Origin of the sequence: uncultured Nitratireductor sp. (assembly GCF_913053745.1) — a bacterium.
In the GTDB taxonomy this organism is placed as follows: domain Bacteria; phylum Pseudomonadota; class Alphaproteobacteria; order Rhizobiales; family Rhizobiaceae; genus Nitratireductor.
The window spans coordinates 1-11,437 of the sequence record NZ_CAJXGF010000138.1 but is presented as its reverse complement, the minus strand read 5'-3'; the positions used below and the strand labels follow the sequence as shown (position 1 = coordinate 11,437).

Sequence of the window (11,437 nt, the reverse complement as noted above, 5' to 3'; positions counted from 1 at the left end):
CTTCGAATTTTCTGAACGCGCATATTCGCGGCCGCACGCTTGCCGAAACGCGCGCCGAGCTTTCACGCCTGCAGGAAGAAACGCGTGCGGCTCTCGACACACTTTCGCAAGAATTGGTCGAGCAGGGCCTTGCCGTGTGGGCGGGCACCGAGAGCGGCCAGCCGGCGCGGCTGATTGTGCGCGGCCGCGCCAACCTTCTGGAAAACCTGACGGCCGAGGCCGATCTGGAGCTTCTACGCCGGTTGTTTGAAGATCTGGAAACCAAGGAAGGCCTGATCCAGCTTCTCGACATGGCCGAAGAGGGTTCCGGCGTGCGCATTTTCATCGGTTCGGAGAACAGGCTTTTCTCGCTCTCCGGCTCTTCGCTTGTGGTCGCGCCCTATCGCGATCAGGAATCGCGCGTGATCGGTGCGCTCGGCGTGATCGGACCGACGCGGCTCAATTATGCCCGTATCGTGCCGATGGTGGATTACACGGCCCAGATCGTCGGCCGCCTGCTTAGATAGCTTTTCGCTTGGAGGATTCCATGTTTGGCCTGATCGGTAAAATGCGCGCGCAGCCAGGAAAGCGCGATGCGCTTCTGGAGATACTCGCCAAAGGCACCGAGGAAATTCCGGGATGCTTGAGTTATGTAATTGCACGCGATCCAGAGGATGCCGATGCAATATGGATCACGGAAGTCTGGGACAGCGAAGACAGCCATAGGGCATCACTTTCCTTGCCGTCGGTTCAGGCGGCGATCGCGGAGGCGCGGCCAATCATTGCCGGTTTCGACAGCAATGTGCGCACTGAGCCTGTTCATGGCATCGGGCATTGAAGCAACCACCCCTTGATTTTGCCGGCACGAACATCGATATCGGTCGCAACATCCGAACAATTCTAGAATCGTAGACGGACTGACATGACCAATCAGGCTAAGGACAACGAAGAAACCAGAACCGAAGCGGCCGAGGACCCGAACGTCAAAGCGTTCGAGGAGAACGCCGGCGATGCGGCGGTTTCGGAAGAAGACGTCCTGGTGCGGCTGGCCAAGGAAAACGAGGAGCTGAAAGAACGCGCGCTTCGCCTTGCGGCCGAGATGGAGAACTTGCGCAAGCGGACCGCGCGCGACGTAACCGAGGCGCGTAGCTATTCGATCGCCGGTTTCGCCCGTGACATGTTGACGGTTTCGGACAATCTGCGCCGCGCGCTCGAAGCAGTGCCGGCGGACGCCCGTGCTGCCGGCGATAGCGGTCTCACTTCCCTGGTCGAAGGTGTCGAGATGACCGAGCGCTCCATGCTTTCAACCCTGGAGCGCCACGGCGTGAAGCAGATCGATCCGAAAGGCGAGCGCTTCGACCCGCATTTTCATCAGGCGATGTTTGAGGTTCCGGACCCGACCACCCCTGAAAACACTGTTGTTCAGGTGGTGCAGCAAGGCTATGTGATCGGCGAGCGTGTGCTGCGACCGGCCATGGTCGGCGTTGCCAAGGGCGGCCCCAAGGCGGGTGCTGCGCAAAGCGGTGAGAATGCCGCCGCCGAACCGGGGCCACCGAACCCTCAGGCCGAGCGCGACGCTTAGTTACGCCGGTTTTACGCGCCGGTCGCCGGACGGCGGCAAAACTGGTTGCTTTCTATTCCCAAGCCCTTCGGCTATGCAGAGCGTGGAGGGCCCGATGGATGTAATTCAGCTTCTCGACTATGCTGGCGTGGCCGTATTCGCGGCCACGGGCGCGCTTGCAGCCTCCCGTAAGGAACTCGACCTTATCGGCTTTGCCTTTCTGGCGGGTGTAACAGGCACGGGCGGCGGTACACTGCGCGACCTCGTGTTGGGCGTTCCGGTCTTCTGGGTCCAAAACCACACCTACATCATTGTCTGCGCCGTGGTCGCGGTGCTGTTTTTCTTTGCGGCACCGCTGGTGGAATACCGCTATCGGCTGCTTTTGTGGCTCGATGCCGCCGGGCTTGCCGCCTATTCGGTGCTGGGCGCTGCCAAGGGGCTTGAGGCGTCGGGGTCGGCCATTGTGGCACTCGTGACAGGCATGTTGACGGCCACTTTCGGCGGCGTGCTGCGCGACGTTCTGGCAGGGGAGCCTTCCGTCCTCTTGCGACCGGAGGTTTACGTCTCCGCGGCGCTGGTCGGTGCCACCGCCTTCACCATCGGTGATTTTGCGGGGCTGCAGGGCGCTCTTTCGGCTGTCGTCGCCGTCGCTGCCGCATTTCTGGTGCGCGGTGGCGCACTGCGATTCGGCTGGACAATCCCACGCTATCGGTCACGGCCCGGCCGCCCGCCTGAGGAACTTTAGATATCCTGCGGGATCATGGAGCGGTTTTTCTGTCCGAAACTGCTCGAAACCGAAACTAGAACAGGCCGGCCTGCTGTGCCTCGTAGCGCAGGTCCTTCTGTGGGCGCGGACCGATCTGCTGGATAACGAGACCTGCGGCGAAGGAGCCGAGACGTCCGCAATCGCGCAGGCTGTGCCCGTTGGTGTAGCCGTAGAGAAAACCGGCGGCATAAAGATCGCCGGCCCCCGTGGTATCTACCAGTTCATCGATTTCTATGGCCTCAACGGGGATCGTCTCCTGGTCCGTTATGACAATCGAGCCCTTCTCAGAGCGGGTGACGATCGCCAGGCGGGTGTCCTTACGGATCGCTTCCAGTGCGCTTTCGAATGACGAAGTCTGGTAGAGCGAGAGCAATTCGTGCTCGTTGGCGAAGACAATATTGACGCGGCCCGAACGCATCAGTTCGAGAAACTCGTCGCGATAGCGGTCGACACAGAACGGGTCGGAAAGCGACATCGCCACTTCGCGTCCGGCGGCATGTGCCGCGTCGGCCGTCATGCGGATTGCTTCCTTGGCACGCGGTGGATCCCAAAGGTAGCCTTCGAAATAGGTGACTTTCGAGCCTTTGGCCTTGTCTTCTTCCACATCCTCCGGACCGAGTTCCACGCACGCACCAAGATAGGTGTTCATGGAACGCTCGCCATCCGGCGTGACAAAAATCATGGAACGGGCTGTTGGCGGATCGCCATCAAGCGGTTTGGTGTCGAAGGCGACGCCTTGTGCGCGGATGTCGTGGGCGTAGATCTCGCCCAGTGCATCGTTCGACACTTTCCCGAAAAAGGCGGACGTTCCGCCGAGGCTGGCAATGCCCGCGGCTGTGTTGCCCGCGCTGCCGCCGGAAGCCTCGATGGCCTGGCCCATGCGCTCGTAGAGCAGGGTGGCGCGATCGACGTCGATCAGATTCATCGCGCCGCGGATGATGTTGTTGTCTTCCAGAAACGCTTCGTCGCAGCGGGCGATAATGTCGACAATGGCGTTGCCGATGCACAGCACGTCATATTCGCTCAATTCGGATCTCCAGATATGCAAGGAAGGCGTTTTTGTTTTTGGACACGGGCGGTTTAGCGGTTTGGGCGCGATTTGCAAGCCATTGGCGCGATGCAAGCGCCTTGCACCGAACCGGAAGTGTGCCTATCTCGGAACGGCAGACGCAATCTGAAAGGCTTTGAGCCGGCATGATTTTCGACGCGGCGCGCGCCGCCATCGCCCGCCTCTTCTCCAGCGAGTTCCGCAGCGTTTTCTTCAAGACGCTCGGACTGACGTTGTTGGTGCTGGTGGGCATGTGGCTGGGGGCCAAGGAAGTGTTCGAGTATGCAGCGTTGCCGTGGTTCGACGCGATTTTTCCGGACCTGCCTTCTTGGCTCGGCTGGATGAGTTTCGTTGCTTTGATCGCCGCGGGACTGGGGCTTGCGGCCGGACTTTCGCTCCTTATCGCACCGGTGACGGCGGTCATTGCCGGTCTTTTTCTCGATGACGTGGCGGACGTGGTCGAAAAGGAAGATTACCCGCAAGACCCGCCCGGCAAGGCGCTCCCACTCGGCGCCGCCATCGCCACGTCAATCAAGTTTTTCGGTGTGGTCATTCTGGGCAACATCGTTGCGCTTTTTCTGCTGTTGGTGCCCGGCATCAACATTCTCGCTTTCTTCCTGGTGAACGGCTATCTGCTTGGGCGAGAATTTTTCGAGTTCGCGGCACTGCGCTTTCGCAGCGAACCGGATGCGAAGGCCCTGCGTCGCCGTTACGCGGGCACGATCTTCCTGGCCGGGCTGGTAATAGCAGGCTTCCTGGCTGTGCCCATTCTCAATCTTCTGACACCGCTCTTCGCGGCCGCGATGATGGTGCATCTGCACAAGATGATTTCGATTGAAGAGGCAGCGCCGGCGGACCACATGGAACAGCGCGGATAATATCGGACACCGGCTTCAGGTCTACGGAGCGAGCTCCATCAACGGGGCGGGGATCTCATTCGTCTTCTCCGCCGATTTGCATATGTCGGCGATGACACAGGCCATGCAGTCTGGTTTGCGTGCTTTGCAGACATAGCGCCCGTGCAGGATCAGCCAGTGATGGGCGTGGCGCATGAATTCGGCCGGTATAATCTTCACCAGCGTATCCTCCACCTGTTCCGGCGTATTGCCGGGAGCAAGCCCAATGCGATTGCCGATGCGCAGGATATGCGTGTCGACGGCCATTGTCGGCTGGCCGAAAGACATGTTGAGCACAACATTGGCCGTCTTGCGGCCGACACCGGGTAGGGTGACGAGCGCATCGCGATTGTCGGGTACCTGGGATTTGTGGTCGCGGATCAGCGCATCGCTGAGCGCGATAACGTTCTTCGCCTTGTTGCGCCACAGTCCGATTGTGCGGATATACTTCCCCACCGCCTCTTCGCCGAGCGCCAGCATTTTCTCCGGTGTGTCGGCAATCTTGAAGAGATCGCGCGTCGCCTTGTTCACACCCGCATCCGTGGCCTGCGCTGACAGCACCACCGCGACCAGTAGCGTAAACGCATTAACGTGTTCCAGCTCGCCTTTCGGCTCTGGGCGTTGCACGGAGAACCGCCGAAAAATCTCATGGATTTCCTCTGTCGAGTAAGCCGTTCTGCGTTTTCTGGAACGGCCGACTTTTCGTGGCGCGGTAATTTTCTTCTTGGGCTTTTCCATGCGCCTTCTATAATCGGGATCATGGCCGAAACAAACACCACAGACGCTCCCGTCTTCCAGGCGTTGCTGACGCCGTATCGCTCGCTCAGCCCGCGCGGTTTTATGACCCTGATGGGTATCCTGCTCCTTATCTGGCTGACCGTCGGCGCGCTTTTCCTGCGTATTGGCGCTTGGCCCGTCTTCGGTTTTTTCGGGCTCGATCTTCTGGCAATCTACGTGGCCTTCCGGCTGAATTATCGCGCTGCCCGCGTGCGCGAGGAGGTGCGGTTGTCGCGCACCAGCCTCGATATCCGGAAGATCCCACCATCAGGCAGGGCCGAGGAGCATCATTTCAATCCGTTCTGGGCCCGCTTTCGCATTGATCGGCACGATGAGATCGGCATCACCGACATGGCAGTGGAGATGCGCGATGAGCGCGTGGCGCTCGGCAGCTTTCTGAACCCGGATGATCGGGAGAGTTTCGCGACCGCATTCGGACAGGCGCTGGCAACCGCCAGGAGACGGTGAACTCGGCAGGAAACGGGTGGTTGAACGGGCCGAAACACGACATGATCATGCTCGAATGCAAATGCGAGATGGCGCGGTCGTGACAGGATCTGTGCCAGGAGTGAATGTCATGAATATGCAGACAGCCTTGTTGCAGCAAGATGTGACCCCGGAGGGCAGCGACTACGAGGTCGTGCGCCGGGTGGTCGAAAAGATCAGTCTTGATTATCGCGATCAGCCCTCGCTCGAGGAGATCGCACAGGAAGTGGGCGATACACCAACCGGCCTGCAGAAGCTTTTCACCCGCTGGGCCGGGCTCTCGCCCAAGGCCTTCCTGCAGGCGGTGACGCTCGATCATGCGCGGCGGCTTCTCGATTCCGGCATGCCGTTGCTCGACACCGCATTTGAACTTGGTATGTCGGGTCCCGGTCGGCTGCACGATCTGTTCGTAACGCATGAAGCGATCTCGCCGGGCGAGTACAAGTCGCGTGGAGCCGGACTCATCATGCGCTACGGGTTCCACCTCTCGCCTTTCGGTCAGGCGCTGATCATGGTTACCGATCGCGGGCTGGCGGGCCTCGCCTTCTGCGATCCTGGGGACGAGCGTGCCGCCTTTGAGGATATGGCTTCGCGTTGGCCGAATGCGAATTACGAAGAGGATATGGCCGCCACCGCCCCCTATGCCGCGCGTGTGTTCGACCCGGCCCGCTGGCGTGCCGAAGAACCGTTGCGTGTGGTGCTGATCGGTACGGATTTTCAAGTGCGTGTATGGGATGCGCTCTTGAGAATACCCATGGGAACGGCGCGCGCTTACTCAGATATTGCCGAGACTATCGGCAAACCGACGGCTTCGCGTGCGGTCGGGGCCGCGGTCGGAGCGAACCCGGTTTCCTTCGTGGTGCCGTGTCACCGGGCGGTCGGCAAATCCGGAGCGTTGACGGGGTATCATTGGGGACTCACGCGCAAGCGCGCGATACTTGGCTGGGAAGCCGGGCAACTCTCTCAAGCAAACTAGCTCGTCTCACCGCCTGGTCACGGCGTCGAGTTCTGACGGGCGATTCCATCCCTTTGAAAAATATTCTAGTTTCCCGCGCAGATTTGCGTGGGAGACTGTCTTGATCGTCATCATCGGTTCCATCAACCTCGATCTGATCGCCACCGTGCACCGATTGCCCAAACCCGGAGAGACGGTGCCGGGCGACACCTTTGTGACCGCGCCAGGCGGCAAAGGGGCAAACCAGGCGTTGGCGGCGCAACGCGCCGGCGCGCGCACCCGCATTGTCGGGGCGGTGGGCAACGATCCATTCGCCGTCGAGGCGTTGGCACTTCTGAAAGCCGCGGGCATAGACCTCGGCGCTGTCCACGAGGCAAAGAGCGCGACCGGCACGGCACACATCCTGGTCGACCGCGAGGGAGAAAACACGATTGCCGTGGTGCCGGGAGCGAATGGCGAAATGCTGCCCGGGCACGTGGCGCAGGCGGCACTTGCCGCAGGCAATCATGTACTCCTGCAACTGGAAATCCCCATGGAGACGGTGGAAGCCGCCATCGAAGCGGCACGCAAGGCCGAGGCGATTTCCATCCTCAACACCGCCCCTTACCGGCGGGAGGCGGCGTCGCTTCTCACCAAGGTGGACTATGTCGTCGCCAACGAGACGGAGTTCGATCTCTATGCCGATGCGCTCGGGTTGAAAGGCCGGCACCGTCGCGCGCGCATGGAGGCGTTCGCGGCCAAAACCGGCCATACGATCATTGTAACGTGGGGGGGCGAAGGGGCCTGGGCCGCCACACCTGACCGTTTCATTACCTGTGGGGCGATGGAGATCACACCCGTCGACACGGTCGGCGCCGGCGATACGTTTTGCGGTTATCTGGCAGCGGGGCTTGCCGAGGGGTTGAAGCTTGAATCGGCATTGCATCAGGCAACGGTGGCCGGTGCGCTCGCTTGTTTGAAGCCGGGAGCACAACCGGCCATTCCGTACGCGAAGGATGTGCTGGCGGCAATAAGCTAGTTCTCGAGCCTCGAGAGGCTTGCCGGACGCGCGCTTGTATGCATCTTTGCGTGGCGGAGGAGAACGCTCATGTCCCTTGAAACCTATTTGGCCTACGTCATCGTCTGTCTGGTGGCGACAGTGGTGCCCGGACCCACGAACATGCTGATCGTCGCCAACGGTATGCGCCATGGCGTGCGTGCGGGGTTGATGAACGTGGCCGGGACGCTCGTTTCCTTGTCGATTATGATCGCCATTGCCGGCATCGGCCTGACCTCTCTGATCGAGATGGCCGGCCATTGGTTCGAATGGATCAAACTGATCGGCGCCGCCTATCTGTGCTGGCTGGGCTGGAAAATGATCCGCGCCAGCAGCGGAACTGCAGAACGGCAGGTTGTGCAGCCGGTGACCCCGCGCCGGAGTTTCTTTATGCAGGGGTTTCTGGTTTCGATGGGCAATCCGAAGCAGCTTCTGTTTTTTGGCGCGCTGTTGCCGCAATTCATCGATCCGGCGGCCAATCATGCAGCCCAGATTGCCGCCATGGGCGGCACCGCGCTTTTGTTCTCTGCCGTATCGGACGGCGGCTATGCGGTCGCCTCGGGCAATATTGGCCAGCGCCTCACGCCGAAACGCGTGCGCCAAATCGCTCGTATCGGTGGCGGGTTTCTGGTCGGTAGCGGGCTCTGGATCGCCTTGTCGCGGGCGCGATAAGGCGTTCTGCGTCCAGTTGGCATCACCGTATTGGCATAAATGCGGATAGCCGAACCGCAAGCGGTTGGCCTATCCGTGAAACGTGACGGAACGGAGTGGAAAATCTGGCGCTAAAGCCGAGCCAGTCGCTCCGTTAAGAGCTCGAAGAAGCCGTCATCGTCGATGTCACGCATAACCAGTGCGTTTTTTGGCCGCTCGGTTACATGCCACCAGTCGATTACCGTCATACCCATGGTGAGCTCGGAACCGGTCTCGACCGTCACGTTGCAGGCGCGGCCCTTGAAGAGTTCGGGCTTGAGAAGATACGCAATGACGCAGGGGTCGTGCAGCGGGCCGCCGTCGGTGCCGTATTTCTCCTCGTCGAAGCGCTCGAAGAATTCCAGAAGTTCCGCGCAAGCATTGCCGACCTTTGTGCCCAGGTCGCGAATAGACGCGATGCGGGCCCGGGTGGTGAGCGCCTTGTGCGTCACGTCGAGGGGCATCATAACCAATGGCACGCCCGCGCGCAGCACCACATCGGCGGCGTGCGGATCGACATAGATGTTGAATTCGGCTGTGGGCGTCACATTCCCGCCCTCGAAGAAGCCACCGCCCATCAGGACGATCTGGCGGATGCGCGGGGCAATCCTCGGCTCGCGGTTCAGCGCCAGCGCAATGTTGGTGAGCGGGCCGAGCGGGCATAAAGTGACCTCGTTCTCGCCATGGGCCATTAGCGTGTCGACGATGAAATCGACGGCATGTTCTTTCTGCAGGGGCATTTCCGGTTCGGCCAGGTCCGGACCGTCGAGCCCGGTGCGGCCGTGAACGTGCTCGGCTGTCACCAGAGTACGGACAAGCGGGCGTATTGCGCCAGCGAACACCCTGATGTCGGACTTGCCAGCCAATTCACAGATCTTGCGTGCATTCTTCTCCGTAAGCGCCAGAGGCACGTTGCCGGCAACGGTGGTAATGCCCAACACATCGAGTTCGGGGCTTCCCAGCGCCAGCAATATGGCCAGCGCATCGTCCTGGCCGGGATCCGTGTCGATAATAATCTTGCGCGCTGCCGTCATACGGTTGCTCCAAATGCTTGAAACGCCTGTTTTGAGCGACCATATCAATGAGGAAGAGAAAAATGCCAACAGGGTTTTTCTCTATCCACGTCGCTCTTTGAGGACTGTAAAACATGACGCGTATGACGCCTTTTTCGAATCCGCTTCTGCTCGGGTTCGACAGTATGGAGAAAACGCTCGAGCGCATTGCGAAATCGGGCGACGGTTATCCACCGTATAATATCGAGCGCGTACGCGCCGAGAACGGGCAGGGGATGACACTCCGCATCACGCTGGCCGTAGCGGGTTTTGGCGCCGATGATCTGGATGTGACCACGGAAGAAAACCAGCTCGTCATTCGTGGACGCCAGTCAGACGAGGGCGAACGTGAATACTTGCATCGCGGCATTGCTGCGCGGCAGTTCCAGCGTATGTTCGTCTTGGCGGAGGGCATGCGGGTTTTGAACGCCGAACTCAAGAACGGTCTTCTGTCTATCGATCTGGACCGGCCCGAGCCGGAACGATTGGTACAAAAAATAAACATTTCCGTGAAAGACTGACTTACTGGTCTCATCCGGGAGGAACCCGGTCGGGCTGACCCGGCCGGAACCTTGGGCTCTTCAGCGGGTTGGTTTCTAAAGGAAACGCCTGCGTCAAGGAGGCTTATATGACCGAACATGAACATAAATTCGGGATCACCCAGCAGCAGCTCGCCCATATCGGCGAAGGCGCGGTGGCTTACATGCGCGAAATGGACGCTGAGGATTTGCAGGGCAAGTTTCCCGGTATGCCTGACCTGAAGCCGGGCACACGCTTATGGGCGCTTTTCGGTGCCGATGGGCAGCCAATCCTGCTGGCCGATGCGCGCGATGCCGCGCTCGCTGGCGCGATGCAGAACGATCTGGAGACCGTCAGCCTGCATTGAGGCCGACCCGTTCACGAAGGGCCGCGAGAGCGGCTCCGTGAAAATTCGGCGCATCGAACGGCTGTCGCGATAGATCGGACTGCTTCCGGATCTTGACAGCGAGGCCCAACTTCCAGGGAATGGGTAATGCATTCTGCAAAGCCATGACTGGAGGGGAGGCCATGCCGGCCAGAAAAACCACGTTTCCACTTATCGATGTATGGGGCAGGCCGGAGGAACGTGGCCGGCAGATAGGGGCCGCTTTCGGCGAACGGATCGGTCGTACACTTTCCCTCTACCGGGAGTATTTTGCGCGGCCCGATGAGGAAATCCTCTCGGCGGCCGCTCGTTTCCGTGATGTCATTGGCGCTTTCGACCCTCAATATGTTGCCGAAATCGACGGGATTGCGGAGGGAGCGGACGTCGATCCATTGTGGATATGTGCTCTCAATGCCCGAAGCGAGCTTCTTTCGGCTCTTCCGGCTTCCGAATGCACCGTTGTTCATTACACTGGAACGCCCTTTGCAGGGCAGAATTGGGACTGGTCGGAAAAATTGGAGGAGCTGACTGTCCTCATCCGGTCCGAGGATGAGCGCGGCCGTCGGTTTTTGACACTGACCGAGCCAGGTATCCTGGCGAAGGTCGGTCTTAACGACGCAGGCTTCTGTGTGTGCCTCAACTTTCTGCCGACACCCAAGTCAACGGAGGGCGTGCCCTCGCATATTCTTCTGCGTGCGCTCCTTGACGCGGGATCCTGGACGGAGGTTGAGGAAACTTTGGCAAGGGCGGGTGTCGGGCGGTCACTCAATCTTCTTGTGGCTGGTGCGAACGGATATAGCATCAACATCGAGTATGAAGGCGATGCGGCGCGGCGAATGGAGACGGGCGGGGCGGCGACAACCCACACCAATCACTATCTGACATGTTCCGCGCCGGTGGATGCTGAGCTTCTGGAGAATTCCACAGCCCGGCTCGACCGTATTCGTGCCCTGACGGCATCCGGTACGACAGTAGGACTTGTGCAGCTCAAACGGGTTTTATCCGATCGGAAACATCCGGAACACGCAATTCTCGCACCTTACAGAGACAGCGACGGGTTTCTCGGCCGCAAAGGCACGGTATGCACGATCGCAATGGACCTCGCCGAACGACGCATGCATATCCGCCGGGGCAACGATCCGGATGCGCCGTTTTACGATGTTGCGGTCATTGAAAAGGAAGCGGCGCTCCCAGTGTGAGAGCGCCGCTTTGCAACTGTCTTCGAAACGCTGAACGATCAGGCGGCGTTGGAGGCCGGCGTCTGTGAAAGGAAACTGTGAATGGCGG

The 11,437-nt window shown here is 60.1% G+C and carries 14 protein-coding genes and 1 pseudogene; 12 read left to right on the top strand and 3 right to left on the bottom strand.

Going from position 1 to position 11,437, the window contains the following annotated elements:
• The 4 genes and pseudogenes from hrcA to QZ638_RS18635 form a co-directional block, all read left to right on the top strand.
• Nucleotides 1-506, top strand: a pseudogene (gene hrcA, locus QZ638_RS18650) (heat-inducible transcriptional repressor HrcA); the annotation flags it as partial.
• 20 nt (nucleotides 507-526) lie between these two features.
• On the top strand, nucleotides 527-817 hold the full coding sequence (locus QZ638_RS18645) for an antibiotic biosynthesis monooxygenase family protein (RefSeq protein ID WP_295813408.1): 291 nt from the start codon (nucleotides 527-529) through the stop codon (nucleotides 815-817).
• Nucleotides 818-901: 84 nt separating this feature from the next.
• Nucleotides 902-1,561, top strand: a complete 660-nt coding sequence (grpE, locus tag QZ638_RS18640; protein WP_295813407.1) for a nucleotide exchange factor GrpE — start codon at nucleotides 902-904, stop codon at nucleotides 1,559-1,561.
• Nucleotides 1,562-1,655: 94 nt separating this feature from the next.
• Entirely contained in the window at nucleotides 1,656-2,285 is a 630-nt protein-coding gene (locus QZ638_RS18635) for a trimeric intracellular cation channel family protein (protein ID WP_295813406.1), read from the top strand.
• 55 nt (nucleotides 2,286-2,340) lie between these two features.
• Here QZ638_RS18635 and QZ638_RS18630 read toward each other — a convergent pair whose 3' ends face one another.
• Nucleotides 2,341-3,333, bottom strand: coding sequence for an adenosine kinase (locus QZ638_RS18630; RefSeq protein WP_295813405.1), 993 nt, complete (start codon nucleotides 3,331-3,333; stop codon nucleotides 2,341-2,343).
• A 167-nt stretch (nucleotides 3,334-3,500) separates the two neighbouring features.
• Between QZ638_RS18630 and QZ638_RS18625 the strand changes: the two genes are divergently transcribed.
• On the top strand, nucleotides 3,501-4,232 hold the full coding sequence (locus tag QZ638_RS18625) for a sulfate transporter family protein (RefSeq protein ID WP_295813404.1): 732 nt from the start codon (nucleotides 3,501-3,503) through the stop codon (nucleotides 4,230-4,232).
• A gap of 21 nt (nucleotides 4,233-4,253) precedes the next feature.
• Here QZ638_RS18625 and nth read toward each other — a convergent pair whose 3' ends face one another.
• Nucleotides 4,254-4,988, bottom strand: coding sequence for an endonuclease III (gene nth, locus QZ638_RS18620; protein ID WP_295813403.1), 735 nt, complete (start codon nucleotides 4,986-4,988; stop codon nucleotides 4,254-4,256).
• 21 nt (nucleotides 4,989-5,009) lie between these two features.
• Between nth and QZ638_RS18615 the strand changes: the two genes are divergently transcribed.
• The 4 genes from QZ638_RS18615 to QZ638_RS18600 all read left to right on the top strand — a co-directional run bounded on the left by QZ638_RS18615 (nucleotide 5,010) and on the right by QZ638_RS18600 (nucleotide 8,176).
• Nucleotides 5,010-5,495, top strand: a complete 486-nt coding sequence (locus QZ638_RS18615; protein ID WP_295813402.1) for a DUF2244 domain-containing protein — start codon at nucleotides 5,010-5,012, stop codon at nucleotides 5,493-5,495.
• 109 nt (nucleotides 5,496-5,604) lie between these two features.
• Complete coding sequence (locus QZ638_RS18610) at nucleotides 5,605-6,489, top strand: bifunctional helix-turn-helix domain-containing protein/methylated-DNA--[protein]-cysteine S-methyltransferase (RefSeq protein WP_295813401.1); 885 nt, start codon at nucleotides 5,605-5,607, stop codon at nucleotides 6,487-6,489.
• 100 nt (nucleotides 6,490-6,589) lie between these two features.
• Entirely contained in the window at nucleotides 6,590-7,486 is an 897-nt protein-coding gene (locus QZ638_RS18605) for a ribokinase (protein ID WP_295813400.1), read from the top strand.
• Between the two features lie 69 nt (nucleotides 7,487-7,555).
• The gene (locus tag QZ638_RS18600; protein ID WP_295813399.1) at nucleotides 7,556-8,176 is read left to right on the top strand and encodes a LysE family translocator; all 621 of its coding nucleotides are present in this window, start codon (nucleotides 7,556-7,558) and stop codon (nucleotides 8,174-8,176) included.
• 110 nt (nucleotides 8,177-8,286) lie between these two features.
• On the opposite strand, the gene QZ638_RS18595 is transcribed toward QZ638_RS18600, so the two are convergent.
• Nucleotides 8,287-9,228 carry a nucleoside hydrolase gene (locus QZ638_RS18595; RefSeq protein WP_295813398.1) on the bottom strand — a complete coding sequence of 314 codons (942 nt, stop codon included), beginning with the start codon at nucleotides 9,226-9,228 and terminating at the stop codon, nucleotides 8,287-8,289.
• 113 nt (nucleotides 9,229-9,341) lie between these two features.
• On the opposite strand from QZ638_RS18595, the gene QZ638_RS18590 reads away from it, so the two are divergent.
• The 3 genes from QZ638_RS18590 (at nucleotide 9,342) to QZ638_RS18580 (ending at nucleotide 11,349) form a co-directional block, all read left to right on the top strand.
• Nucleotides 9,342-9,767, top strand: coding sequence for an Hsp20 family protein (locus tag QZ638_RS18590; RefSeq protein WP_295813397.1), 426 nt, complete (start codon nucleotides 9,342-9,344; stop codon nucleotides 9,765-9,767).
• Nucleotides 9,768-9,874: 107 nt separating this feature from the next.
• Complete coding sequence (locus QZ638_RS18585; protein WP_295813396.1) at nucleotides 9,875-10,132, top strand: DUF1150 family protein; 258 nt, start codon at nucleotides 9,875-9,877, stop codon at nucleotides 10,130-10,132.
• A gap of 161 nt (nucleotides 10,133-10,293) precedes the next feature.
• Nucleotides 10,294-11,349, top strand: a complete 1,056-nt coding sequence (locus QZ638_RS18580; protein ID WP_295813395.1) for a C45 family peptidase — start codon at nucleotides 10,294-10,296, stop codon at nucleotides 11,347-11,349.
• Nucleotides 11,350-11,437: the final 88 nt, after the last annotated feature.